Raw genomic sequence first — 26,208 nt, 5'->3', positions numbered from 1 at the left:
ACAGCCCCGCTGAGCCGCGATAGGGAATGGCAACCGGCAAGGTCTTCTGTCGTCGACACAAGGTGCTAAAGCCTGGCACCTTCCAGTTCAGCCCGGCCAATGCCAGGAGGCTTTCGACAAACCCCGTCGTCTGCCTTAAGGGCAAACCAAACAGCACTTTGATCGTCAGACAGGCTTGTATCGCCGCATCACTATACGCCTGTTGACGGCCCCGTCGACCAGATGGCGTCGCATCCCACGCCATTGAAGCGTCAAACCAGATCGACAGCGAACCTCGTCGCTTTAGGGCTGCGTTGTAGTCTGACCAATTCTTGGTTTTGTAAGTCGTCGGTGTCCAGCTGCTCATGGCTGTCAGCTACCACGCTGGATTCATAACATGAATCCCATCACCCAATTGGTGCAACAAAGCCGAGATGCGCAAAAAAAACGGACCTTGGTTGGTTTAGTATAAACAACCGCTATGTTCGCTTCACAACAACCGTAAGAATCGGCCTGCACATAAAGCGGAAGCTGAGCCGGCTTATTCGACTGAGCCACTCCCAGCATCACCACCAAAACCCTCACCCCCGGGCAACGGCATCGCCGGCTTTGTTGCCCGGCAGAAACACAATAGCCGAGCAAATCCCATTATCTTGAACAAAATGCGCTGACGACAGATGCCGCCAGCGCATAGCGCATCACTGGGTTATGATTTCCGGTCCCATGAACGTGTTGGGGAGGAATGTAGACAGGAACGGAACGTAGGTGACGATGATCAGGAACACGAACAGCACGGCCAGGAACGGCAGGGCTGCCTTGACCACGCTCATCATCGGCATTCCGGCAACGCCCGACGTGACGAAGAGATTCAGGCCCACTGGCGGGGTGATCATGCCGATCTCCATGTTCACCACCATGATGATGCCCAGATGGATCGGATCGATGCCCAGCTCGATGGCAATCGGGAACACCAGCGGTGCCACGATGACCAAGAGGCCCGAGGGTTCCATGAACTGACCACCGATCAGCAGGATGATGTTGACGACCACTAGGAACATCACCGGCCCGAAGCCCGCCGACAGCATCGCATTGGCGACCTGCTGCGGGATTTGCTCGTCCGTCAACACATGTTTCAGGATCAGCGCGTTGGCGATCACAAAGAGCAGCGTCACAGTCAGTTTCCCCGCATCGAACAGAGTCTTTTGAGTGTCCGGATGCACAATCGCGGTGACCACTGCCCAGGGCTTGTTATTCAGGGGAACGCGAGTGCCGGCAGGCGCGTCTTCGATCACCGCGGCGGCCGACAGGCTGCGGGTTTTGGGAGCGGCCAGCGGCCCCATGTCCTTGTAGACAAAGGTGGCGATGAAGAAGGCATAGACTGCAGCCACAGCGGCGGCTTCGGTAGGCGTGAAGATGCCGCCATAGATACCGCCCAGAATGATCACGATCAGGAACAGGCCCCAACCGGCCTCACGGCCCGACTGGAAAACTTCGCCCCAGCCCTTCCACTCGCCCTTGGGCAGGTTCTTGATCTTGGCGATGACGTAGATGGTGACCATCAGCATCACACCGGCCAACAGCCCCGGAATGACACCTGCAAGGAACATCCGGCCCACCGAGACCTCGACCGAGGCGGCATAGACCACCATCACGATGGAGGGTGGGATCAGGATGCCCAGCGTACCAGCGTTACAGATCACACCGGCGGCGAATTCCTTGGAGTATCCGACCTGCCGCATACCACTGATCACGATTGTGCCGATGGCAACCACCGTGGCTGGCGATGAACCTGAAAGCGCGGCAAACAGCATACAGGCAAACACGCCCGCAATCGCGAGGCCGCCCGGGAAATGGCCCACACATGCAATCGAGAAGCGGATGATCCGCCGCGCCACGCCGCCTGTCGTCATGAAGGCCGAGGCGAGTATGAAAAACGGAATCGCCAGCAGGGTAAAGTGGCCTTCGAATGCGGCAAACAGCGTTTGCGCGACCGATGCCAGTGAACTGTCTGAAAACCAGAGCAAAAACAGGATGGATGACATCCCGAGCGAGATTGCAATTGGGACACCGATCATCAGTAAGCCGATGACCATTGCAAAGAGAAGGACGACTTCCATTATTTCGCCTCCGCGTTCTTGGCTTCAATTTCAGCCAGTTCATCTTCAACCTCGTGGCTGGCCACGAGCCGATCCATCTTGCCGTTCAGTATGCTGAAGGTGGCCTGAACAAACCGCAGCAATAGCAAGGCCATCGACACCGGCAGCACGATATAGGGCAGAAAACGCGGGATCTTTTCGTAGGCCTCGCCCTCGTTGAAGGTGTCTGCCATCCAGGCGAGGATACCGGGCATCGGGATGTCGTTGGTCTCGTACCAGCCCTTTTCGCGGTAGTCCTGTTCGAATCCGAGTGGGAACCAGCGCCCTTCGGTGGCAGGCAGGTTGGCGAAGTTGGCCCAGTAGTCCCACGACCCTTTCAGCATCAGAAGCGAGAAGGCGACACAAACAGCGGCAGCGGTCAAAGCCAGCCATTTTCGGGCGTCTGCGTGCAGCATGTTAACCACCAGATCGACCCCCAGATGCGCGTGTTTTTTCACCGCATAAGACGACCCCAGCAATACCAGCCAGGCGAATAGGAAAACCGTCATTTCCAAAGCCCAAAGGATATTTGAATCAAAGACATATCTGGCAACGACGTTGGCAAATGTCAGTGCGGTCATCAGACCCAGAATACCGGCGATCAAAGTCTCTTCGATCCGGTCCGTGAACGAGTGCTTGTCGGCCATAGCCTACCCTCCCAACAGCAGCTTACTTGACAGAGAGCGGGCAGGAATGTCCTGCCCGCTCCGAGTGATTCAGAAGCCAGAGTTGATCTGAACTGCCGCGTCGAGGGAGTCTTGACCGATATCGCCCGAGAACTGCTCCCATACCGGTTGCATGGCGACGACCCAGGCCTCGCGCTCTTCATCTGTCAGCGTACGAATGGTTCCGCCCGCCTCCAGAATTGCCTGACGGTTTTTCTGGTTCACAGCGTAGGATTCCGAGTTACGGGTCGCCGTTACCTCGCCCAGAATGGTCAGGAACTGATCACGCACTTCGGGATCCAGGCTGTCCAGCCAGTCCACCGACGTCACGACCAGATAGTCGATGATGCCGTGATTGGTCTCGGTGATGCCGTCCTGCACCTCGAAGAACTTCTTGCCGTAGATGTTGGACCAGACGTTTTCCTGACCGTCGACAACACCTTGCTGAAGTGCGCCGTAGACCTCGGAAAAGGCCATTTTCTGCGGGCTGCCGCCAATAGCCTCCATCTGCGCCACCAGCACGTCCGAGGACATGACCCGGAATTTCAACCCATCCGCATCAACCGGTGTAACCAGCGGGACATTGGCCGACATCTGCTTCATGCCGTTGTGCCAGAAGGTCAGCCCCTGAAGGCCGCGACGCTGCATCGAATCCAGCAGGGCTTGCCCGGCGTCCGAGGTTTGGAATGCATCGACCGCCTCGATATTCTTGAACAGGAACGGCAGGTCGAAGATGCGGAATTTCTTGGTGAATTTCTCGAATTTCGACAGCGACGGCGCTGCCAACTGCACATCGCCCTGCAACAGCGCCTCAAGCACTTTGTCGTCATTGTAGAGGGTTGAGTTCGGAAAGACCTCCATACAGGCTTTTCCGTCCATCTCATCGTTGATGCGCTGTTCCAGCAGTGTTGCCGCGATGCCTTTGGGGTGTTTGTCAGTATTGGTGACGTGGCTGAACTTGATGACGACTTCGCCGGGATCACAGGCGGCAAAGGCCGCACCTGCACCGGTGACAAGCGCAACGACCAGACTTGATGTCTTCCAGAACTTCATAGCTTCCTCCCTTGCAGTCAGGCCGGTCTGACCTGAATAAACATGCGGATCGAGACTACATGCTTGAGCGGTGATGATTTTTCGGAAGAATTAATTAGTAGATCCGATTAATAACATCGAAAAAGTCGGCTATCTTGAATAACCAATCGATCTAGCGGAGCGCACTGGCATGTTTCTGGATTTCGAGGAACTGACTTTAAATGTCGGCGAGCAGGAGATTTTTGTTCGCCATGGTGGCGACCCCGGTAATCCGGGTCTTTTGCTGCTGCACGGTTATCCGCAGACATCGGCCATGTGGCATGCTATTGCCCCGCAGCTCACCGATCAGTTCCATGTCATCTGCGCTGACCTGCGCGGATATGGCCGGTCATCCAAACCCGCCTCAGATGATCGACATGCGCCCTATTCGAAACGTGAAATGGCAAAGGACATGGTCTCAGTCATGTCTCAGATGGGGCATGAGGCGTTTTTGGTCGGTGCCCATGATCGCGGTGCACGCGTCACCCATCGCATGGCGCTGGATCATCCGCAGAATGTCCAGGCGATGGTCCTGCTTGACATCGCACCGACGCGCGAAATGTACCGGGATACCTCAATGGAATTTGCGCGCACCTATTGGCACTGGTTCTTTCTGATTCAAAAGCACCCCATCCCGGAACAGATCATCGGCAATGATCCAGCGCAGTTCTGGAAATTGAAATGCTTCAATCAAGCGAAGGGCGAAAATCCCTTTATCCCCGCGGCGCTCGACGAGTACATCACCGCCTTCAGCACGCCCGAGGCTATCCACGCCGCGTGCGAAGATTACCGCGCCGCGGCGACCATCGACATCGAACATGACGATCAGGATAACGAGCAAAAAGTTGAACAAACGTTGATGGTCCTATGGGCCAAGCGCGGGGTGATCGAGACCTGTTTCGACGCGATGGCGCTGTGGCAAGCGCGGGCCCACCGGGTCGAGGGCGAGGCCCTCGATGCCACGCATTACATGGCCGAAGAGATTCCGGACGAAATTGCGAGCCGAATGCGCGCGTTTTTCCTGCGCCAGAGTGAACAGAAGGATGCTGCCGAATGAGCAGGACGCTTTACGATAAACTGGTGGACGCACATAAGGTTTGCGACCTGCCTGACGGCGACATGCTGATCTATGTCGATTTCCACATCATGAACGAATACACCAGCCCGCAAGCGTTTTCAGGGCTGAATCAGAAGGGGCTTTCCGTCTGGAGACCCGAGGCTCATTTGTCGGTAGTTGATCACGTGAATGCCACACGGCAGCGCGATCCGCATGATGAGGCCTCCAAGCTACTGATCGACAATCTGGAAGCCAATTGTGAAAAGCACAACATCGCCTTTTATGGCCTGGGCGACCGCCGCCAGGGCATTGAGCATGTTGTTGTCCCCGAACAGGGGCTTGTTGCGCCGGGGATGTTGATTGCCTGCGGCGACAGCCATACCACGACCTATGGGGCCTTCGGAGCGCTTGGTTTTGGCATCGGCACGTCCGAGGTTGAACATGTGCTGGCAACGCAAACCCTGCGCTATAAGCGACTGAAGACCATGCTGGTCAATATCGATGGCGACCTTGCACCCGGTGTGACCGCCAAGGACATAATCATGAAGGTCGTTCAGGTGGTCGGTGCGGGCGGTGCCAATGGCTATGCCGTTGAGTTTTCCGGCTCGGCCATCCGCGTTCAGGAAATGTCCGGGCGGATGACGATCTGCAACATGGCGGTCGAGTTGGGCGGACGGGCCGCCCTGATCGGGGCTGACCAAAAGGCGCTTGATAAAATAAAGGGGCGCGCGCATAGCGGCACGCTGGATTTTGGCGGTCTGGCCTGGAATTCGGACGCGGGCGCGGAATATGACACGATGTTCGAGATTGACGCCGCCGACATTGCCCCGCTTGTCAGTTGGGGCACCAGCCCGGATCAGTCGGTTCCCGTCGACGGCTCAGTCCCCGCCGAGACCGAAGGGATGACGCCCAAGGCAAGCGAGGCGCTGAACCGGGCGTTGGACTATATGGACCTGAAAGCGGGTCAGGCGATAACCGATATCGAGATCGACAGCGCCTTTATCGGCTCGTGCACCAACAGCCGTATCGAGGATCTGCGCGCCGCTGCCACAATCCTGAAAGGTAAAAAGGTCGCCGGGTCGGTAAATGCCATCGTCGTGCCCGGCTCGACCTATACCCGCCTACAGGCCGAGGCTGAGGGGATCGACCGGGTGTTCAAGGAAGCGGGCTTTGACTGGCGCCCGGAAAGCGGCTGTTCGATGTGCCTTGCGATGAACGACGATGTCGCCATGGATGGCGAGCGGATTGCGTCCTCGACCAACCGCAATTTCGAAGGTCGGCAGGGCCGCGGGGCACGCACCCATTTGATGAGTCCCGAAATGGTGGCCGCCGCCGCCATCCATGGTCGTATCGCGGATGTCCGCGAATTCCTGAGCGAAGGAGCGGAATAAGATGCCAAAAGCTGTTCATGGGCTCGCCGCCGCCCTGCCGCTTGCCAATGTCGATACCGATGTGATCATGCCCAAACGCTTTCTGATCACCATCACGCGCGAAGGGCTGGCGGATGGCACATTCGCCGATCTGCGCTTTCACGACGATGATACGCCGCGCGCGGATTTTGTGCTGAACACACACCCGTGGCACGAGGCGAGAATATTGGTTGTCGGCGATAATTTCGGCTGCGGGTCCAGCCGGGAACACGCGGTCTGGGGGCTAGTTCAACTGGGTATTCTGGGCATCATCGGCACCAGCTTTGCGGGCATTTTCTATGACAATGCGCGCAAGAACGGCCTTGCCTTGCCCATCGTTAGCCACGCGGTCCGCGATCAGTTGATACAGGCGGCGTCGCACGAGGATGGCGCCAGCTACACGATTGATATTGAAAAGCGAGTCATCAGACACGGCGAGGCAGAGCTGCCGTTTGATATGGACGACGCGACGCAGACCGCCCATCTTGAGGGGCGCGACGACACCCTGAACTCGCTGGAATTCGCGGGAGCGATCCGAAAATATGAAAGCGGTCTGGGCGATCAGCAACGGGTGCGCGTCATACAGTAGTCGGGATAGGTTGCCTTGGAATTTCGCCAACTTCAGTGCTTTGTGGCCGTTGCCGAAGAGTTGCATTTTCGAAAGGCGGGCGAACGCCTTGGCCTTAGTCAGCCAGCTTTGTCTGACCGTATTTCTGCGCTGGAACACGAGTTGGGCTTTGCCCTGTTCTTTCGGACAACCCGGCAGGTCAGCCTGACACAGGCCGGATCCGAGTTCCTGCGCGACGCCAAGCGTATTCTGGCGGATATCGACAAATCCGTTTCCAAAGCCCGGCACACGGCAGACAGCGGGCTGAAAACGTTGCGGGTCAGCGGCGTTGATGAGGCGATCTCGATGCTGTTGCCGCCTGCGCTGATGGAATTCCGCAAACGGCAACCTTCGGTGCATGTAGACATTCTTGAGATTTCGTCCTCGGATTACCATACGCAAGAGCTTGTAAATCACCGCACCGATATCGCTTTTGTGCGAAAACCTCCTGAGGACGAGTTTCTGAAAGCGGATCTTTTGTACCAGCAGGATGCTGTCGTGGTTTTGCCCGCCACGTCCGAACTTGCGGGCCGGGGATCGCTGTCAGCGGCGGATATCCGGGATCACCCAATTATCGGATTTCCAAAACACGCCCGCCCGATCCTTCACGACCTGCTCTGGAACAGCTATCGCGCCCATGGGTGGCAACCGGACATCGCCTGCGAGGTCATCGACAAATCCACCATGTTGCAGCTGGTGGCGCACGGGGTTGGCATCGGGCTGGCACCCGCGTGGATTCGTGCCCTCGCCCCCCCTCATTTGAGTTGCATACCGTATCAGACGGAAGGCCAACGCATCGAACTCTACGTCGCGCGACGGTCGGCGGGGAACTCGAAAATGGTGGACGAGTTCGTGTACGTGGTCAAAGACGTCTCCTCGGGCCTGCACCCCGACGGGGCGGGTCAGTGACACGATCCCGATTGGGATCGACCGAAGCATTCGGCTACTAAAACAGAACAGATCCGAGCGCCTTGAAATGGCTCCGGCGCTCGCCTGAAGTGTATATATCGGAATACTATGCAAAGGGGCGAAACGCATCGGCGAAAGTGCTGGCGGCGATCCGGCGAGTTTGGGCCGTTCGTGAAGTCTGGCTTGGATCCCTCGCCCATACACTAATGGTAGTAATCTACGGACTATGGCCGTTCGTGCGTACTGCGGCATCAAACACTTTGGGCTCGAAGCCCCGTTTCGCCGCTGTCGAAACGAACGACAGCTGTCTTCTGGCGAACGGCAACGGATCGGGCCAAGCAACGGAAAATCAAGAGTTTGACGATCTTGGCAGACAGTCGCTCTCGCGTGGGCCCAGTACCGGTGCATGCTGCGCTGGCATTCGGCGGCTTTGAGCCGAGGGTGTGTGAAAACTCTGGCCCATGATCTCTCTCGTCGCGCTCGTTTTCAGCACCTGTGCAAAAGCTCTCTCAGAAGCGCGAGAGAACGCACATAAAGGGCGTTTTTGCCCTATAGCGCCGGACGGTCGGAGTTTTCACACAGCCTCAGCCCATAGCCGCCAACATTTCCTTCTGTCGATTTATCCGATTTCCGTGACGTTTCGAAAGCTGCGCAAAGGTCAATGACCTGAACTGGATGCCGGGGTGGTGAATACTGCTGTTGTCAATCGGGATGGGCGCATTCATCGAGCAGCCATTTGCGGACGGCCTGAACTGCCTTTCGGCGTTTCGCCCGGCTGTTTACCGCGAGATAGTAGCCTCCAAATGGGACCTGTACGGGTGAGATTTCCACGAGGGCACCCGAATTGAGTTCTGGCTCGCACAGATGGGCATCCATCAATACCGCACCGAGGCCGGCGACGGCCGATTGTATGGCAAGTAGGGCCCCAAGCGGGTGGGGCAGATCAAGTTCGGGGACTTGCTTAAGGCCTGCTTTCTCGAACCACTCCGGCCAAAAACGGAATGTTGCCTCCTCAATGAGTGGGCCGTTTGCCAGTGCCAACAAATCCAGTTCCTCGTTTTTGGACGGAGCGAAGCCGGGCGCAGCATATGCCCGGGCTATGGAAGGAAAGAGAAGATCATAGCCTGGGGGCGGATCGGAACGCAGGTATCTAAGCCCCATATCGAAGTCATGCGCATCGATGTCCATAACCTGGGTGGCAACCGAGAGCCGCAAATCGACCTCAGGGTGGCGCGCTTTTAGATTGGCAAGTCTGGGCACCAGCCATTTCTGCGCAATTGTACTTTCTGTGGTCAGCGTCACCGAGCCTTCCGGCGGGTCAGAAAGTGCCTCGGTTGCTTCGGCAATCCAGTCAAGAGCCGGAGTGATTTCTGCGAGATAGCCTGCACCTTGATCTGTCAGCGCCACACCGGTGTTCTTGGTGCGAAATAGGTGGGCATTGAGTCGTTTCTCAAGTCCGCGAACGTGGCGAGAAATAGCGGAATGGGACACATTGAGCTCTAGAGCGGCCTTGGTGAAACTGCCTAGTCGGCCTGCGGCCTCAAAGGCACGCAATGCGTTTAGTGGTGGTAGCGATCTCGGCATTCTCCTTTGTGACTTTTTGGAACAATGGATGTCAAGGAACGGCGATTGTGCGCTGTGGCGGCGCCAATGCAGTCTGTCTGCTAACTGGAAGGGAGACCGAAATGGATTTCGCAGATGAACATAGTTTCGAGGACTTTGGATCGCAGGTCACGCGGTTCTCCGGTTTGGCCAGTCTTGGCCGTGGGTTCCTGAGTGTCCTTTGTTCTGCATTTCAATCAGAAACTACAGCTCTCAACCTGAGCGCGCGACTGCGCCGCGATGCCGGGCTGGACGAATACGAACTGGAAGAAACCAGGATGAAAAGAGCGCCATTGATCCGATAGTTTCTTTGGGTGGAGGCCCAAAATCCACGATGTTCCAATGGTAATCCAATGCCAGCTTCGTCCGCGACCGGCTTTGTTGACAAATCGGGGAATGGGTGCACTTCCCCTTTCTCCGGACGGACTTATCCTGTGGCCACAGTCAAGGGCATGCCAAGAGCGGTGTAAGAGTTGAGGTCGGCGATGCGGATTTGGATTTCCGCTACCTGCCTGTCGAAGTCCCGGGCCATGACGGATTGGCCCAACAGTTTCATACCGTGCATCTTTGTCTCTAACCGCAATCGCCTCGTGACATTTGCGTGTGTCGTACGCACCGTCCGCCGCAACCGAGCCGATTACCTGATTGGGTGGAATTTGGTTCAGCAACTCGGGCAGCATAGGCGCGTCCCCCACATTGCTGGTCGTGACCTCGACGGCACGTATCTCTCGTGTTTCCTCATCGATTCCCCTCTCGGCAGATTGCTTTGCAATCGCCTGCCGGGCAGTGGATGTGTATCTTGCGCCAAATCCGGCGTTTGGGGCCACCATGCTTGCGTGCGTTCCACTCTCCTTCGCCCTCCGCCTTGATGCCTGTGCTGTCTATCAGAAGGTGCAACAGCCCCGCTGAGCCGCGATAGGGAATGGCAACCGGCAAGGTCTTCTGTCGTCGACACAAGGTGCTAAAGTCTGGCACCTTCCAGTTCAGCCCGGCCAATGCCAGGAGGCTTTCGACAAACCCCGTCGTCTGCCTTAAGGGCAAACCAAACAGCACTTTGATCGTCAGACAGGCTTGTATCGCCGCATCACTATACGCCTGTTGACGGCCCCGTCGACCAGATGGCGTCGCATCCCACGCCATTGAAGCGTCAAACCAGATCGACAGCGAACCTCGTCGCTTTAGGGCTGCGTTGTAGTCTGACCAATTCTTGGTTTTGTAAGTCGTCGGTGTCCAGCTGCTCATGGCTGTCAGCTACCACACTGGATTCATAACATGAATCCCATCACCCAATTGGTGCAACAAAGCCTGCATAAACGCCTATGTTGGATCCATGGATTAGCAATCGTTAAAAAGCATTGGGGCCCATAGGGGACAGAACAATAGTGTTAGCCGAAATCCAACAACATTTCATAAGGTGGGGAGACCACTAATGGTGGCAAATGAATACTACTCTTCATTGGAAATACATCCGGCTCAGCAATAAGAATTCTAATAAGGTCAATCCGGAATGCCTGCTTTTCGCAGCAGGCCAGTAATGCGTTTCAGGATTTCAGCGTCACGATACGGTTCGTGCTGACGAAACATTGCGAGAGTGAATCTCGGATGGGTTTGGCGCATGGCCGCAACTGTTTGGGCAGCCAGTTCGGATTGGCCAGCCATGCCCTGAGCCGTGGCCAATAAAGTATAGCCGTAAACCGTCGCGGGCACCCGCAACCGATATTCTTCCGCCAGAATGATCGCTTGTTCGTATTCACCCATCAAAGTCAAACAAAGGGCATAATGGAACAGTGCATCGTCATGGAGCACGAGCGACGAGTTGATACGTTCTGCAAAAAGCTCCGTCGCCTTTTTTACGCTTCCGCCGTAGATATGCACAATTGCATATCCCCACAAATAGCTTCGGCCCGCGTTGCGCCCTTGATCGGCCCGCTTTTCAGCTGCTTCATGCTCGCCCTCCATCATCAAAAGCACCGCATCCAGGTGAAGGGTGTCAGGACGGTTCGGCCATCGTGAGATCAGCGCATCAACCAGAACCCTGCATTCGCGCAGAGCGTCAACCTGACTGGCATCAATTGACGAGCGCGCATCCATCCAAAGTGCCCAGGCGTCGGCAACCATCGCATCAAAATATTCGGGGTCAATGTCCAGCGCCCTGCGATACATGCGACGGGCAGCCTGAAAAGACTCAGGCCTGTATTTGATGTGCTCCAGCAGGCCTTGATGAAAATACTCCCAAGCCTGAACACTTCGCGTCTGCCGAACGGCCAAGTGCGCAACTTCGCCATCGGTAAGCGCAACCTGGGTTTCCGCGATAATTTCACCGACTAGATCGTCCTGAATTTCGAAGATGTCGTACACACGCCGGTCATAGCGTCTCGATAGAACAATGGCACCGTTGCTGTTGTCCAACAGCTGAACCGTTACTCGAACCTTGTCACCCGCCCGCCGTACTGTGCCTTTGATCAGGAACTCGGGCTCAAATTCAGCGTCCGCGTTCTCGGCGCGGATGAAATCTCCGCCAAACGTAAAACGTGATGGCACTGCCAAAACTGTCAGCGCTCGTACCATCGACAAGCGCGCAATGAGATCTTCGCTTAGTCCCTCGGCAAAAAACGTCTGCTCTTGATTGTCGTTCAAGTTAGTGAACGGCAGGACAGCAATCGCCCGACGTCCCGCCAGATCGGGCAAGGCAAGGGCTGGAAGATGTGGCGTAGCGCGGCCCGAATTGAGCCGATAGCCGCGTCGTGGCAGGGTCTGGATCACCTTGTGATCCCGATCACAAATGGCACGGCGAATGTCCGAGATGCATTGAACAAGACTGTCATCAGTAACAAAAGTTTCGCCCCAGACTGAGTCAATCAGGTTGTCCTTGCTTACGACCCTCCCGACCTGAGCAGCCAAAAGACACAACACAGCAAGACTTTGGCTGCGAAGGTCGACCGGTTCTCCAGACGCATCGGCCAGTCCCGGCAATGCCGGATCAAATATGAAATCTCCGAGAGAGAGTATCTGTTGTGATTTCGTCTCAATTTCGGACCCGTTTCGGGACAATTCACCAGCTGACATGTCCAATTGTTCCTACTGGCTGCCCCGTTCAATTCGATGGGTCGTCGCAATGAGTGGGCCACAATACACTTGGAGGATAACACAATGAACGTTTCTGCACCAATAATTGCACTGTGCATGCTAACCGGCACTGCCCACGCTGAGTCGATGATAAGCGGGCTTTGTGGGCAGGACCACATAAACGAAGTTGCCGCGCTAGATGATGTGATGCCAAATCCTGATGGCTACTACGTGCGCAGCATGCAAACCCAACTTAGTCACGGAGATGCGCGGATTGTTGAAGCCGTGGGTACGACCTTCCACCTTTGCCTTCGCAGTGCCGCAACGCCCGACATGGACACTAGTCGCGCGATCAACTTTGCAACTCAAAAAAGGATCAAATACCTGTTCGTTCCGGTGTCCTATAACGACATCATTGCCGGTTTTTGATGCCAAACTATTCGCAAGGCAATAGAGGCCTGAACGGCCTTCCGCCAAATAAATTCATAGAATGTATGAAGAGAATGGCTTGACCTCTGGGGCGGAAGCCAAAAATGCCGAAATTTTCCCGCGCCCGCGCCTATACTGCCTGACGCTGTACCGAACATGAAGGTCAGTAATTGCTAGTGCCAGATCTCCGTGACCGCGTTATTCGACGCACTTGCTCATGCAAGTCTGCTCATCGCGCATTCTCAGATTAGTGGTTCATTTCGAATGTGAAACGAAATTCAAGTCCCCAAAAATTCTGATTATCGTCTACAATGCTCGTCAGTCACGTGAGGAGATCATGAAATTCTACACATCAGCTAGCGACACTCTACCAACACGCATCGAAGACTCCGCTTTGGATGAAAGATGTAAAAAAGACGCTGCCAGCCGACGCGAATTTCTTGCCATGGCGACAACATTCGGAGCCACAACCTCAACCGCTTATGGGATGTTGGGCATCTGTGCTCCAGCGCAAGCATCCGAAGTGCCCAGGATCGGAGGAACGATCCGGATCGGGATGGTTGTAAGCGCTGGAAAGGACCCACGTTCCTATGATGGTAGCCCGCTGGCCAACATCAGTCGTGGCTGGCTGGAATATCTTGTACGCTACACGCATGCGTGCACCTTTGAACCGATGCTTCTGGAAAGTTGGGAAATCAGTGAAGACGCAAAAACCTACATTCTGAAAGTGCGTCCAGGCGTGACCTGGCATAACGGTGATACGCTGACTGCCGATCACGTGGCCTATAACATTGCTCGCTGGTGCGAACAGGATGCCGAAGGCAACTCGATGGCTGGCCGGTTTGGAACACTTATTGACCCCGATACCGGTGTCGCTGCTGATGGGGTCATTGAGGTCGTCAACAATTTAACAGTTCGCCTGAACCTGCCCAAACCGGATATTACGTTGATCGCTGGGATGGCTGACTATCCGGCGGCAATCGTACATTCCAGCGAAGGAAGCGTGGATCCGTTCCGTTCCCCGATGGGCACAGGCCCCTACACTCTTGAAAGCCACGAGGTTGGAGTGAAGGCGGTACTTGTTCGCAAAGAGGGGCACAGATGGTGGAACGAAGGCAACGGGGCTTATTTGGATCGGATCGAATACATCGATGTGGGAACAGATCCGGCGGTCCTCTTATCAAGCTATGAATCCGAAGAAATCGACGCGAATTTTGAATCCAGTGGCGATTTCGTCGCCTTGCTGACCGGGCTGGACCTGGAGCAGAACGAAGCGGTAACGGCGGCAACCATTGTCATCCGGCCCAATCAACTCGCTGAAGTGGAGGGAAAGAGACCTTATTCTGACCCACGCGTGCGGCGCGCGCTATCTATGGCGGTTGATAACACAGTCTTGCTGGAACTCGGTGTCAATGGGCTGGGTATCCCCGCTCAGAACCATCATGTCTGCCCAATCCATCCTGAATATGCCGAAGTGGACCGGTTGCCCTATGACCCGGCAGGAGCAATGGCGCTTCTGAAAGAGTCTGGGATGGAAGACTTTGAGCATGAGTTGATCTCGATTGACGACGACTGGCGCAAGAACACAGCCGATGCCATGGCAGCGCAATTGCGAGACGCGGGTATCAAAGTCAAGCGCACCGTCATTCCCGGCGCGTCCTTCTGGAATGATTGGGCAAGGTTCCCATTCAGTTCGACCAACTGGAATATGCGCCCGCTCGGCGTTCAAATCTTCGCGCTTGCATATCGGTCTGGAGAAGCCTGGAACGAAACGGGTTTCAACAATGCCGAGTTCGACCGCCTTTTGGCGATTGCCCTGGCAACTCCGAACGCGGACAAACGCCGGGGCATCATGACCGAATTGGAGAAAGTCATGCTGGCGGAAGGGGTCGTGACACAGCCGTATTGGCGTTCACTTTACAATCACAATCGGTCGTATGTGAAGGGCATGGGTATGCATCCGACTTTTGAAATTCACATAGACAAAATCTGGCTGGACAACTGACACTAATTGCCAGCTTACCGCCTTCTCGCGGAGGGGGCATAAGGCGTGATTTAAGAATGAGTACTGTCATAGCCGGCACAAGAAGCATGACACTGCATTTATTTACGAAGACTGGGCGTTGGTGCAGAAATGTTGTTGGTGGTTGTCTGAGATTGGCCGAATGCAGAACAAGTCGAATTGCACTTGGTCGAGATATGTTGGCAAGCAGACATCTGCGAACGGGTTGCTTTATTATGAGCTACAGAAACTATCTTGAATGCCTGCTCTTGGGAATTCACGCTGTAACGCGGCGGTGCATTTGCTGCGTTGGAAGTTTTATTCGGGGATTTACGATAACCAATGCCGCGTTTGCATCTGGCGGCTTTGTCCGCGAAGCCGACCTTGATGTCGAATTAACTCAGAGGGAGTCGTTTTGGTGTGAAAGCAGCTTGCGTTGCGTTTCCGCCACAGCCTGACTTCGCCCCGCTTGCTTCCACAGTGCTTCCATTGCGGATTGCGGAACGCGAAGAGCCACCCGAAGGTGGCTGTTAACGTGTTGTATATGTTTGTTTATTTTGGTTGCGGGAGTAGGATTTTATCCTACGACCTTCAGGTTATGAGGCTTTTGCGGATGGCGGTCATCGACCGCGCGCCCGAAGACAGGCGTCGCAATGTAATCAAAGAGATGCCCGGGAAACCGGAGGCCATTTTATCTGATTTACCGGTCAAGGCTTTAGTCATACGTTCATTTTGGCAAGGTTTGTCCGGTGATGTAGGTATATGAGCTTTGAACTAATTGGATCACGACGGCCAGCTCTTCCTCGGTGGTAGGTGTATAGATCATGACGAAACCCTCCCAACCTTGCCGTTGGTTTGCCCAGGGATGTGCAGTCGCCCAGCCCGCCGCAATGGCACGGCGGGCGATGTTAGGGTCGAGCGATGCGTGAAGGCTGCCATCCGGATGCACATGGGCAAACTCGCGCCCGCCAACTATGGCATTGGGTTGCGCAAGCGCAATGTCAGCGTCCAGTTGGAAACCCACCGCCCCCGGCAGAGAGACCCGCGTTGGGCCAAGTCTGACACTGGGAAATCCAGCAACGCCGCGCAGCAGGTCGTCCGTGAGTTCCGGGTCAGCTTTGACACCAAGTTGCACATGGGGCACGCCATTTGTCGTTTCTGGCCGGGGCGACTCGCGTTGTGGCAGGGGCGGCTCCTGCGCCACAGCAGGCAGTGCCGCAAAAGCAAAGAATACCGCAAGCAATGGCAATAGAACGCTCAAAGGGTTTGGCATATGGCCTCTCATAGCTTTCTATTCTGATTTGAGGGCTTCGATCGAAATAATGATGGCGATTTCGTCACTCACTGCGGGGGCAAAGGCACCGACGCCAAAGTCGGAGCGAACAATGGTTGCTTTGGCTTCAAACCCCAAGGTTGGCGTGCCCTCTTTTGGGCCAAATGGATAAGGCGCGGTTTTGTTCAACGTAGTTTCCAGAACGACAGGTTTCGTCACACCGTTCATCTCCAAATCTCCTGAGATCTTGGCGGTGTTGTCCCCGGTCACTTCAATACCGGTAGACGAGAAGCTCACAACATCGCTTTCTGTGGCCCCGAAAAAGTCGTCAGACATAAAGTGTTGCTTGCGCGCTTCCCAGCCAGTGATCATGGTCAGGACCGGTATTGAAACATTGACCGACGAGGCTGCGGGGCTTTCTTCGTCAAACAGGATTTCCCCTTCAAAGCCACCGAACATCCCAAATGTGCGCGAGAACCCAATGTGGTTGTAGGTAAATACGACCTGACTGTGGCCCGGATCCAGAGCATATTTTCCCGAATATCCATCCGCCAAAACAGAGCTTGAGGCCAAAAACGACAAGGCTGTGGCCGTAGTTGCGAGAAATTTGCACATTGGTGATCTCCGTATTGCTTTGATAAAGATTTTTAGCGCTGTGGTCAGCGTGGCTGAACCTTTGTAAAACAAAGTGTATCGCAGCGCAACAATATGTTCTATAGCAGGCAATCAAATGACAGACACACAAGATCCCAGACTGATTGCAACCCGGGCGCAAGCGCTGGATGCAGCGTTGGCTATCTTACAGGCAGATGGGGTTTTAGCCGTCACGCATGGATCGGTCGGCAAGGCGACAGGAATTTCGCGCAGCACGCTTTACCGTCACTGGCCCAAAATTGAACATCTGCGCAATGACGCGTTCAAACGCGCTGCGAGCTCCGCAAAAGTTACACCCAAAACAGATGGCCCCTTGCGTGTTGATTTGACTTGGCTGTTGAGCATCTTGGTGAGCGCCTTGTCCGATACGCCTTGGGGGCAGATCGCGCCACAAGTGATTGCTGCGGCGTCAACGGACCCCCAAGCGCGCCTGGTCATAGGTGAGTTTATGGAGGATCGTATTGTCAGCGTCGAAGCGATTTTCAAAGCTGCTGAAGGACGTGGTGAACTTAAGTCAAACGTCCACGTCCGTACCCTCGTCGAATTGGCCATCGCTGGCCCCTATTTCAGAAAGCTGGTGCTGGGAGAACCGCTTGATCCTGACTGGCTTGAGACACATGTGGAGATGATTTGTCGACTGGCAGAAAACCCTTCACCAGACTAATTTGAGCGATACTTTTCTGGTTGCGCTAGCTTTGTTGCACAAATCCGGTGAAGAGCGTGCTTCGCCTATCCCCGGACGGACTTATCCTACGGCCCCTGTGACAGGTATTCCGAGGGCGGTGTAGCGGTTGAGGACGGTGACGCGGATTTGGAGGTCCGCGACCTGCCGGTCGAAGTCCCTCGCCATAAGGCTTTGGCCCATCAGCTTCACGCAATGCATCTTCGTTTCGACGCGGCTTCAGCGGTGATACCCGGTCAATCTTCGCCACAGCGCGCAGCTAACTCCCAACCATACTGACCATTCTTGCACCGGGAAACTGACCCCATTTGCACCGGGATTGTTAAAGTTAAGCTGCGTTCGAAAATCTGTTGAGTGCATGATGGCGAAGCGGACATTGGCAGTGCGTGATTTTTTGAATTTGCGCGCCAATAGATACAGTCAACCTGAATGCCATGAGCAGACACATCTGTTCTCTACAGTGGAGCTCGAAGCTTCCGCAATTCCGTGTTTGGCAATTATTTAATTTCAGGCTTTCTGAAATTTTTCGCTTACAATCCGCCTCTCGTATCAAGTCATAACACCTGTTTCATTGCGAACTGTATTCCGAAATTCCAATAGCGTTTTCCAATCCCTGTGAAACGCAGCTTCTGCAGTGGTTCTGATATGCTTTTGTCCATTGCATGTTTTGATGTCCGTTTCGGAAAGGATCTCCCGTAAGGCGAGTCCAATGCAATGCGCAGACGGGTCTTCCAGGAACATTGCGCCGAACTCGCGATGGTCTTTCAGCCCATCAACGTCCGCGCACAACACGCTTCGACCGGCGCATAGTGATTCGACGGCGACAAGCCCGTAAGCCTCCCAACGCGACGGGACTACGACAACATCCACTTCGGCGTATATCTGTACAGGGTCTTGAGAGAAACCTTTGAACTGAATGCGTGGGTCGCCATTTGCGAGAGTTTGAAGCGCTTCCAGTTCGTCACCGGTTCCATAAATGTGCAAGGCGACGTCGTCGGCAGGAATTGCTCGAAAACCTTGTATCAAGGTATCGAAGCCTTTTTGACGATCCAGCCGACCGATGGCCCCGATCACTTTGGGGGTTCGCCGTGTGGGCTTCAGTATTTCAAACGCCGTCAGATCCACACAGGAACGGATCACAATGAGTTTGCGTTCTGGACAAAGGCGTGCGCGTTTTAGCCAGTCGCACTGCGCATGGCTGACGGCGACCACCGTATCAAACATAGAAAACCCAAGGCGAAGCAACGCATGAAAGCGACGGAGGTTGGGAACGTTATGATGAACGAAGCCTTCCGTGTAACTGTGTTCCACATGCACATATCGCCTAACGCGATTGGCCATCCGAATGGCAAAAAGCGCGGGTAGCGTCTGCCATGAGATCGCAAGATGGGAGACGATGACATCACAATCGTATCGGCGCAGGCTGACGCGGCCACGTTTAACGCTTTCAAAGCGGTGTTCTGCCAATTCCGCCATCTCAGGCGATGTCTTTATGTAATCGAGCACACGCATCACCCCACCCGCGGTCGTGTCGTCGATCAAATGTAAAACAGTCGGTCGGCTATGCATCTTTTTGGGCCCTGGCTGACGACAGAAGATCAAGCGCAAGGCTGCCACCTGCGTAGAGAAAGATCGCTGCAAGAATGGTGATGCCGCTCTTAACCGGTTCTTCGATAAGCGGTCGCAACGACTGTGTGAACGTGGATTTCACCAAGGACAACGCTCGATCTGCATCGCGATCAATAATGGCACGGCGAGCGAGATAGCGCAGTTGGTAGGCGCGTGCAGCAGCGGTGTGTTTGGCAAAGAGTGCGGGGGCATGCGGGGTGAGCTTGTCGATCATCTGTTGCCAAGTGGCGAATTGACGGTCCGTGTTCGCCGACAAAGCGCCGCGGGAAATGCGGTAATGTGTCAGAAGCCCAGGGACACCTTCGAAGACCCAAGGCGTGGTAATGACAATACGCAGCCAGCATCCGATGTCTTCGGACTGGCGGAGCGTTTCATCGAAGTACCAATCGCGTTCGGTTTCATGCGTCGGGCGATATGCGATCGCCTCGAAAACATCGCGCCGGATGACCGGTGCAGACCCATTGCCAACTGGATTGCGTTTGAGGATATGCGCAGCGGTCACGCCTTCAAGCTTGGGCTTTTGCCCTGTTTCGAGAAGGTTTCCGTCATCGTCGATCAAAGCCGAACCGGAATAACTGACGCCCACATTTGGATTGCGACGCAAATGGATGACATGTGTAATCAGTTTTTCTGGCTCCCACAGGTCGTCTGCGTCACAAAAGCCGATGAACTGGCCTTTTGCCGCAGCGATACCTGTATTGCGCGCCCCGGCAAGGCCACGATTTCGCTGATGAACGACCCGAACGCGCGGGTCACTTTGGTGGCTTTCGGCGAGTTGAGCGGTCTTATCCGAGGACCCATCATTGACGATGATCACTTCGAAGTCGGCAAAGCTTTGCAGCAACAGCGAGTCGATTGTTTCAGAGAGCGTATTCTCAACGTTGAAAGCGGGAACGATGATGGAGGCGACGGGCATTTCGCAAATCCTTTGTTTATCGGGAAAAAAGCAAGTGATTGACGCGGCGTGGCAGCACGAGGGCTACCAACGCGCCGAAGAGTGTCAGCGCGCCCCGACGGGGCTGGGCGAAAAAGCCAACTGGGCTAAAGAGCAGACCGCGCATGGCAAACCGCACCGCTCCAAGACGGCCGTAACCCAGACGCAAGGCGCGGCGCGCAAGATAGCGCATGTGGACGGCTTCGTCTTTTTTGCTCGGATGGAACCCGAACCGAGCCGCCGTTTTCAAAGCGGCATCGCGGCCTTTGGCCATGGCCGGCAAATCCGCTGACAATCCACCATGGTTGCGCCGATAGTAAGTCAACGCATCTGCGATGCTGACAACGCGCGCGCCCTGACCGACGAGGCGGATTAGCCATTCGAGATCTTCGTTGTGGACGATTTGAGCGTCAAACCCGCCGGTGTCTGCGAACACTTCGCGGCGGACGGCAAGGTTGGACATGGTGCAGACCGGATTCTCTCCCAAAAGGTGAGAAACTTTCAAATCACTTTCGGGCACTTCTGAATACGTAGTCGCCTTTTCTGGGCAGGCGTCGAAAAAAGCGACCTGAGAATAGGCAGCGTCAACAGACGAGGATCGAAAAGCAACATTCAGGTAGGCAAGTTTTGACGTTGCCCAAAGGTCATCAGCATCGCAGAACGCAATGATCTCACCCTGCGCCAGCGTGAGAGCTCCCAAGTTGCGTGCATCGCTCGGGCCTTTGCCAGTGTTACGGGCAAGGCTGATACGCGAGTCTTGCTTTTGCGCTGCAAGGATCAATGCGCACGTCGCATCTGTGGAGCCGTCATCGACACAAATGATCTCAAAGTCAGGGAGGGTCTGTTCACTAAGACTGTCGAGCGTTTCAACGATGGTTGCTTCTGCATTGAAGCACGGAACGATGATCGAAAAACAAGGCATGGATCAAACCTCCTGCACAAGGTTGGGAAAGAAGGCCGCACGCATTCCGGGCCACGCGGCAATGAGAAAGATCACAGTGGTAACGCAGGCGTAGCCAGTGGCCACTGCGGACAGGCCATACGGCGCAAACACGAAGGTGTTTGCCACCGTGGCCAACGCAAGCGCGACCGTGACCATCAGCTCTACCTCGGGGCGGTTGTTGGCGCGTAGCCATCCGGCTGTGGCGGTCCAAACCGTTGTCGGGATCGCAACAAGGCACAGGATGGAAACGATCCCAGAGATATGCGCCCAATCCGGACCAAGAAGGATCGGCACGTAAATTGGGGCTGCCAGAGCCTGCAAAACAATGATCGGCGTGATGAGGCAGAGCGCAATACAGATGCTGTGCCGCAACGCCTGTGCTTGATCGGTCGAGCGGCTGAGCGTTGGGAACAGAACGGTCGCAAAGGCCATCGTGAACGCGTTGGACAGGCTGAGCCCAGCGTTGAACGCCATAAAGTACAGGCCCAACGCTTCTCCACCAAGCGTCAGACCAACAACAATCTTGTCCGCCTGAAGCCGGATCGCCTTGACCAGTTCGGTTCCTAGGACGGATCGCCCATAGACAAAGAACGGGCGCAGCGACGCAAAGCCTGCTGATGTGTCGCGCGACCAAGGGTGCAGGCGACGGACTGCCACCAGCCAGATCGGGGCGGACAGCAAACGTGGTAGCAAGAGTGCGATGGCGGAAGGCCAGATGAACACTACGGCGGCTGCCATAAGGTTCGCGCCCACAACTTGCGTGCCCGTAATCGCAGCGGTTTGCTTCAGTTTGCCCGCGCGCATGGCAAGCGCGACCTGGACAAGACCAGCAGGCATGAACAGAAATTCTGCCCCAAGGATCAAAACAAGAAAGGCCAGCGTTGTGCTGCTACCCATCGCGTAAAGAACCCCGGCGACCGCGACTTGAAGCACAAAGAGAGAGACGCACCAGACCCAAAAGATGCGGTGGGCCGTGGCGCATGTTGCTTCAAGTTCGCGATCTTTGGCGGCGATGATGCGCTGAACCACGCCATTTTCCGTGAGGGACTTCAGGATATCCGCCGCCGCCATCGCCGCCGCTGCTATGCCAACCTCAATCAGGTCCAGCGTGCGCGCGACCACAATCACGACCAGAAGACGCGAGGCTTTGGAGGCCACCTCGGATGCCCCATAGGACACAAGGTTTGCAGCAAAGGTTCGAATGTTCTGGTCGAAAGTCATGGCACGGGGCTTTCGCGGTTGCGTGAAACAACACCTACGTTGGCCGCGCGCGCCTGTCTCGGCCCCCTCCGGGCAGCCCATGGGTGCATTTGAGCCGCAACATATCCCATTGGATAGCCCCCTTGTCAGAGTTCCCATGGACCAGCCACGCTTCCTCATTTAGAACTGGGAGGAAAACTAGGATTGAGGCAGCAGCACATCATGAGCACGTCAAAAAGCGCGATCCTGACGCTGCTGTTTTGCACCGCATGCAGTGCCTATGGTCGCCCGGACAATCTTGAACCAGTCGCTGAAGGCACGGCCTACCAGGCCCAATGGCGCGAACCTGATGTGTCGCGTGCGAATGCTGATTTTCTGCGCTCTGCAGAGATGAACGCGCAATCCTGCCTGCCTTTGGGCCGGAGTGGCGGCAAAGGATCTACGATTGCGGCCAATGCGCTAGTGGGTGAACGCCTGACGCGCAACGATCTGCTTGATGTGCGCGTCGGTGACGACGAGACCTTTAACGGAGACTACGTGATTTCTCGCGATGGAACGTTGAAACTGCCATTCCTGCCGCCAATCCGGGCTCAAGGGCGCAGCACGGGTCAGATCGAAGCCGACATTGTGCAACAGCTGCTGGCAAAGGATTTCTACACAGAACCTCCACGTGTGTCCGTTCGCGCAGCAGATTTTGCATCGGTGACGGTCGGCGTTTCCGGAGCTGTCTTTGAACCGCGTGCTGTAGAAATTGGCGGTGTGCCGGGTGATCTTTTGGACACCCGCAGGCAAACGGCCCTTGGCGCGTCGACCGAGGGGCGCAATCTGTCGGCCGCTTTGCGGGCCGCTGGCGGTGTGCGCCCAGATGCCGATCTCTCGGCCATTCAGGTGCGCCGTGGTGGTCAAGTCTACCGTCTCGACATGCGCGGCGTGTTTGAGGGTCAAAACGCGGTCGACATCATGCTCCTGACCGGAGACGAGGTCACTGTGCCCAGTCGCCGGTGCTTTCAGGATGATCTGATGCGGCCCAGCCCGATCAGCCCGCCAGGTGTCAGTTTGTATTTGTCAAACCTAACACAACCTGCCAGCAACAATTCAGCCTCCGCAATCGGTCAGACCGTGCGAGAAGTTCCGTATGGGTCACGCTATATGCAAGCTGTGATCGACGCGAATTGTGTCGGAGGGCCGCGTAGCACAAGTGCGGATCGTTCGGCAGTCTTGTTCACTCGCAATCCGGTAACTGGCACGTCCGCGGTTATTGAACGGGACATTGAAAATCTGTTGCGCCGAGCGGACCGGGATGATTACGATCCCTATCTTCTGCCCGGAGACGCGCTTGCCTGTTATGATAGCACGGTCACCAATATCACGGAAATCGCGCGTTTGCTTGGTATTGTCGGAGTCGTAAACCTGTTGCGGTAGACAGGATCAGCGAAGCTGTTGTTTGGTGTCGGCCCAGATGCCCGGCAGCGCCTCAAGCTCGGACCGTAACCCATTGCCATCACCCCTCTTCGCCGCGTTCTCGATGGATTTCAGATGCTCTCGCAGCGTCACTGCACCAAACACCGCTGCGCTTCCCGCAACCTTGTGACTGCGGGCAGCGACCTCCAAGTAGTCGCGCGATACGTCTGAGTCGAGCCAATCGACAAGGTCGTCCACTTCTTGCGTGAAACGCGCGATCAGCTTTGCGAAGGACTGTTCGCCCAAGGCGTTTCGTGTCTCTGCGTTATGTTCGATGCTGACGACGCCCTGCGAGTTCTGGCCCGCCGCCCCGTGCTCTACCAGAACGGCCCGCAGCGCATCTCGCGACAATGGTTTCGTGAGAACGGCGGTCATTCCATCATTGAGAAGCTCGGTTTGATCGCTTGCCATCGCATTGGCTGTGAGGGCCACGATGGGCGTTCCGGAAGAAGCGCCGCCACCGGATCGGATATGGCGCGTGGCCTCGCGCCCATCCATAACGGGCATGTTGATATCCATGAAAACCAGATCAAACTTCTGGTGGGCGGCCAGTTCAGACCCTTCTTTGCCATCATGAGCTTCGACGACTGTGTGGCCGTCCGTTTCGATCATTGTTCGGGCCACGATGCGGTTCACTTCGTTGTCTTCAACCAACAGCACACGCAGGTTTTTCATCGCAGCATGATCAGGGCCAGTTTCAATCGTCTCGCCCGGCGCTTCGGCTTCTTCGACTGGCAAGGTCACGACAAACTTACTGCCTTGCCCAAATGTGCTATCTACCGAGATGTCGCCGCCCAGCGCCTGCACGAAGCGTTTCGCAATTCCGAGGCCAAGCCCGGTGCCGCCAACCTCGCGATTGCGCGTCGTGTTGCCTACAACGAAGTCGTCAAAAATTTGATGCACAAGCTCATCCGGAATTCCCGTGCCTGTGTCGGCAACAGTAAGGCTTAACATCTCCTGCCCATCCACATCTTCGACATGCGCAGTGACGCTGACCTTCCCGCGCCGCGTGAATTTTACGGCGTTGCCGATCAGGTTCATCATCACATGCTGCAACCTGTCATGATCAGACACGATCCAATGCCTGGGCGGTCCGTCCCACCCCCAATCCAGTGAGGTTTCGTTCTCAACCGCGGTACTGCTTTGGTTATCGATAATGTCTTCCAGCAACGCAGACAAATTCACCGGTTCGCGGCGTGTATCGAGCTTGCCCGCATCGTAACGGGTGATGTCGAGCACGTCCGAGATGTGGCTCATCAGCAAACGGCCCGATGACTCCATATATCCCAAATAGCGATCCTGCTCTTTCGACAGACGTGTATCGCGCAGAAGACTCAAATTTCCCAAAAGGCCATTCAAGGGCGTGCGTATTTCATGGCTCATCGTGGCGAGGAAATCAGTCTTCAGCTTTTCTCCGGCCAGAGCTCGGTCGCGGGCTTCAACCAAAGCCTGCTCGTTCTCAACCCGTTTTGAAACGTCACGCAAGAAAGCAATAAAGATGTCTCCGTCGTCGGTCTTCGCCGACTGAATTGCGAGTTCCACCGGGAAGGTCTCGCCGTTGGCGCGTTTGCCCTCTAGCTGTACGCGCCCTTTGCCCACGACCCGCCGTTCACCGACGCGGCGCATACGCTCCATCCCGGCGTCGTGCGCCGCCCGCAAGTGGTCTGGCACGATCACGCTTCCAATATCCTTGCCCAAAACATCCTCGGCCAGATGTCCGAAAATCGCCTCAGCCGCCGGATTGAACTCCAGAATTCCACCGTCCTCATCGCTGACGATCACTGCGTCCAGTGACGTTGAAATGACTGTGTTCATCCGCGTGGCAGTCTGTGCCTGCGCGCGTTCGCGACCGGCAATGCGGGCGTTCAACTGGTTGAGGTAAACCACACCCAGAAACAATGCACCGATCAAGGCGGCCAAAGCGACGGCAAGTTGCGTGAGTGTCGATGCCACCTCAGTACGCTGCGCGTCAGAGGCGATGGCGAAGACGTCAACGCCAGACTTCGCAAGCAATCGCACTGTAGGGCGCACATCTTCTGCAAGCGCGCGAAGTACATCCAATTGCGCCTGAACCGCCTCCCCCCCCTGATCAATCACGAGGGCGCTTTCGGAAAGGAACCCGGCAATATCCTCAAGCTTAGCCTGCGTGTCGGCAGGCGCACGCATTTGTTCAAAAACGGTGGCGTTTTCTATGGTCTTGATACGGCTGTAAAACACATCAAATCGGCGCGTCAATTCGGATACGTCTGGTGGTTCTCGGTCCAACTGACGCGCGTATTCAAGGAATTCCACTTCCGCCTGCGCAAGTGACCATTGCACATTATCGGACTGCGCGGACCCCAACTGGCGGATTTCCCGCTGAACATTCAGCGTCAGGAACGCAATGGCGACCACAACCACAAGTCCGGCCAGGACCAAAAGGACCAGACGTGACTTGGCTCGCACGTGAGGGGTGGCTGGCACCGCGACCTCCTTAAGATCGTGAGAAGTCATTCGTTTTT

Annotated in this window: 22 protein-coding genes and 2 pseudogenes; 9 read left to right on the top strand and 15 right to left on the bottom strand. The window is 55.7% G+C overall.

The window, feature by feature from the left end; all coding sequences use genetic code 11:
- From AB1E33_RS15430 to AB1E33_RS15415, 4 genes are all read right to left on the bottom strand, one after another.
- Positions 1–346: transposase (locus tag AB1E33_RS15430; protein WP_372578152.1), on the bottom strand; the 346-nt coding region annotated here is incomplete at its 3' end.
- Between the two features lie 331 nt (positions 347–677).
- Positions 678–2,096 (bottom strand): TRAP transporter large permease, encoded by a 1,419-nt coding sequence (locus tag AB1E33_RS15425; protein ID WP_372578151.1) that lies wholly within the window; start codon positions 2,094–2,096, stop codon positions 678–680.
- Positions 2,096–2,761, bottom strand: a complete 666-nt coding sequence (locus tag AB1E33_RS15420) for a TRAP transporter small permease (RefSeq protein ID WP_372578150.1) — start codon at positions 2,759–2,761, stop codon at positions 2,096–2,098. Before AB1E33_RS15420 ends, AB1E33_RS15425 begins: the two co-directional genes overlap by 1 nt.
- Before the next feature lie 69 nt (positions 2,762–2,830).
- The gene (locus tag AB1E33_RS15415) at positions 2,831–3,832 is read right to left on the bottom strand and encodes a DctP family TRAP transporter solute-binding subunit (RefSeq protein WP_372578149.1); all 1,002 of its coding nucleotides are present in this window, start codon (positions 3,830–3,832) and stop codon (positions 2,831–2,833) included.
- Between the two features lie 169 nt (positions 3,833–4,001).
- Here AB1E33_RS15415 and AB1E33_RS15410 point away from each other — a divergent pair, with 169 nt between their 5' ends.
- Genes AB1E33_RS15410 through AB1E33_RS15395 form a run of 4 tightly spaced genes read left to right on the top strand, consistent with a single transcriptional unit; the run spans position 4,002 to position 7,832 of the window.
- Positions 4,002–4,907, top strand: coding sequence for an alpha/beta fold hydrolase (locus tag AB1E33_RS15410; RefSeq protein WP_372578148.1), 906 nt, complete (start codon positions 4,002–4,004; stop codon positions 4,905–4,907).
- Positions 4,904–6,298, top strand: coding sequence for a 3-isopropylmalate dehydratase large subunit (leuC, locus tag AB1E33_RS15405; protein ID WP_372578147.1), 1,395 nt, complete (start codon positions 4,904–4,906; stop codon positions 6,296–6,298). Before AB1E33_RS15410 ends, leuC begins: the two co-directional genes overlap by 4 nt.
- Before the next feature lies 1 nt (position 6,299).
- Positions 6,300–6,905, top strand: a complete 606-nt coding sequence (leuD, locus tag AB1E33_RS15400; RefSeq protein WP_372578146.1) for a 3-isopropylmalate dehydratase small subunit — start codon at positions 6,300–6,302, stop codon at positions 6,903–6,905.
- A 15-nt stretch (positions 6,906–6,920) separates the two neighbouring features.
- The gene (locus tag AB1E33_RS15395; protein WP_372578145.1) at positions 6,921–7,832 is read left to right on the top strand and encodes a LysR family transcriptional regulator; all 912 of its coding nucleotides are present in this window, start codon (positions 6,921–6,923) and stop codon (positions 7,830–7,832) included.
- Between the two features lie 702 nt (positions 7,833–8,534).
- Here the strand turns inward: AB1E33_RS15395 and AB1E33_RS15390 are convergent.
- Positions 8,535–9,416: a LysR substrate-binding domain-containing protein gene (locus AB1E33_RS15390; protein ID WP_372578144.1), complete on the bottom strand. Its 882-nt coding sequence runs from the start codon at positions 9,414–9,416 to the stop codon at positions 8,535–8,537.
- Between the two features lie 101 nt (positions 9,417–9,517).
- Between AB1E33_RS15390 and AB1E33_RS15385 the strand changes: the two genes are divergently transcribed.
- On the top strand, positions 9,518–9,739 hold the full coding sequence (locus AB1E33_RS15385; protein ID WP_372578143.1) for a hypothetical protein: 222 nt from the start codon (positions 9,518–9,520) through the stop codon (positions 9,737–9,739).
- A gap of 122 nt (positions 9,740–9,861) precedes the next feature.
- On the opposite strand, the pseudogene AB1E33_RS15380 reads toward AB1E33_RS15385, so the two are convergent.
- Together AB1E33_RS15380 and AB1E33_RS15375 are read right to left on the bottom strand one after the other, a co-directional pair.
- Positions 9,862–10,676: pseudogene (locus AB1E33_RS15380) on the bottom strand (IS5 family transposase).
- A gap of 255 nt (positions 10,677–10,931) precedes the next feature.
- Entirely contained in the window at positions 10,932–12,500 is a 1,569-nt protein-coding gene (locus tag AB1E33_RS15375; protein WP_372578142.1) for a winged helix-turn-helix domain-containing protein, read from the bottom strand.
- Positions 12,501–12,584: 84 nt separating this feature from the next.
- On the opposite strand from AB1E33_RS15375, the gene AB1E33_RS15370 reads away from it, so the two are divergent.
- Both AB1E33_RS15370 and AB1E33_RS15365 read left to right on the top strand, forming a co-directional pair.
- Positions 12,585–12,929 carry a hypothetical protein gene (locus AB1E33_RS15370; protein WP_372578141.1) on the top strand — a complete coding sequence of 115 codons (345 nt, stop codon included), beginning with the start codon at positions 12,585–12,587 and terminating at the stop codon, positions 12,927–12,929.
- Positions 12,930–13,266: 337 nt separating this feature from the next.
- Complete coding sequence (locus AB1E33_RS15365) at positions 13,267–14,934, top strand: ABC transporter substrate-binding protein (RefSeq protein ID WP_372578140.1); 1,668 nt, start codon at positions 13,267–13,269, stop codon at positions 14,932–14,934.
- Positions 14,935–15,658: 724 nt separating this feature from the next.
- On the opposite strand, the gene AB1E33_RS15360 is transcribed toward AB1E33_RS15365, so the two are convergent.
- Complete coding sequence (locus AB1E33_RS15360) at positions 15,659–16,204, bottom strand: luciferase domain-containing protein (protein WP_372578139.1); 546 nt, start codon at positions 16,202–16,204, stop codon at positions 15,659–15,661.
- A gap of 18 nt (positions 16,205–16,222) precedes the next feature.
- Positions 16,223–16,819 carry a YceI family protein gene (locus AB1E33_RS15355; protein WP_372578138.1) on the bottom strand — a complete coding sequence of 199 codons (597 nt, stop codon included), beginning with the start codon at positions 16,817–16,819 and terminating at the stop codon, positions 16,223–16,225.
- 115 nt (positions 16,820–16,934) lie between these two features.
- Between AB1E33_RS15355 and AB1E33_RS15350 the strand changes: the two genes are divergently transcribed.
- Positions 16,935–17,522, top strand: coding sequence for a TetR/AcrR family transcriptional regulator (locus tag AB1E33_RS15350; protein ID WP_372578137.1), 588 nt, complete (start codon positions 16,935–16,937; stop codon positions 17,520–17,522).
- A gap of 81 nt (positions 17,523–17,603) precedes the next feature.
- Here AB1E33_RS15350 and AB1E33_RS15345 read toward each other — a convergent pair.
- The 5 genes and pseudogenes from AB1E33_RS15345 to AB1E33_RS15325 all read right to left on the bottom strand — a co-directional run.
- A pseudogene (locus AB1E33_RS15345) lies at positions 17,604–17,795 on the bottom strand (IS5/IS1182 family transposase); the annotation flags it as partial.
- Between the two features lie 294 nt (positions 17,796–18,089).
- A complete protein-coding gene (locus AB1E33_RS15340) occupies positions 18,090–19,052 on the bottom strand; it encodes a glycosyltransferase (protein ID WP_372578136.1) in 963 nt (320 codons plus the stop codon).
- 49 nt (positions 19,053–19,101) lie between these two features.
- Entirely contained in the window at positions 19,102–20,085 is a 984-nt protein-coding gene (locus tag AB1E33_RS15335) for a glycosyltransferase family 2 protein (RefSeq protein WP_372578135.1), read from the bottom strand.
- 16 nt (positions 20,086–20,101) lie between these two features.
- Positions 20,102–21,025, bottom strand: a complete 924-nt coding sequence (locus tag AB1E33_RS15330) for a glycosyltransferase family 2 protein (protein WP_372578134.1) — start codon at positions 21,023–21,025, stop codon at positions 20,102–20,104.
- 3 nt (positions 21,026–21,028) lie between these two features.
- Positions 21,029–22,267, bottom strand: coding sequence for an oligosaccharide flippase family protein (locus tag AB1E33_RS15325; RefSeq protein ID WP_372578133.1), 1,239 nt, complete (start codon positions 22,265–22,267; stop codon positions 21,029–21,031).
- Positions 22,268–22,468: 201 nt separating this feature from the next.
- On the opposite strand from AB1E33_RS15325, the gene AB1E33_RS15320 reads away from it, so the two are divergent.
- Complete coding sequence (locus AB1E33_RS15320) at positions 22,469–23,668, top strand: polysaccharide biosynthesis/export family protein (protein ID WP_372578132.1); 1,200 nt, start codon at positions 22,469–22,471, stop codon at positions 23,666–23,668.
- A gap of 6 nt (positions 23,669–23,674) precedes the next feature.
- Here AB1E33_RS15320 and AB1E33_RS15315 read toward each other — a convergent pair whose 3' ends face one another.
- Positions 23,675–26,170, bottom strand: coding sequence for an ATP-binding protein (locus tag AB1E33_RS15315; RefSeq protein WP_372578131.1), 2,496 nt, complete (start codon positions 26,168–26,170; stop codon positions 23,675–23,677).
- Positions 26,171–26,208: the final 38 nt, after the last annotated feature.

Origin of the sequence: Ruegeria hyattellae, from assembly GCF_041537925.1 — a bacterium.
Taxonomy (GTDB): Bacteria; Pseudomonadota; Alphaproteobacteria; order Rhodobacterales; family Rhodobacteraceae; genus Ruegeria_C.
This window is presented reverse-complemented; position numbering and strand designations above follow the sequence as displayed.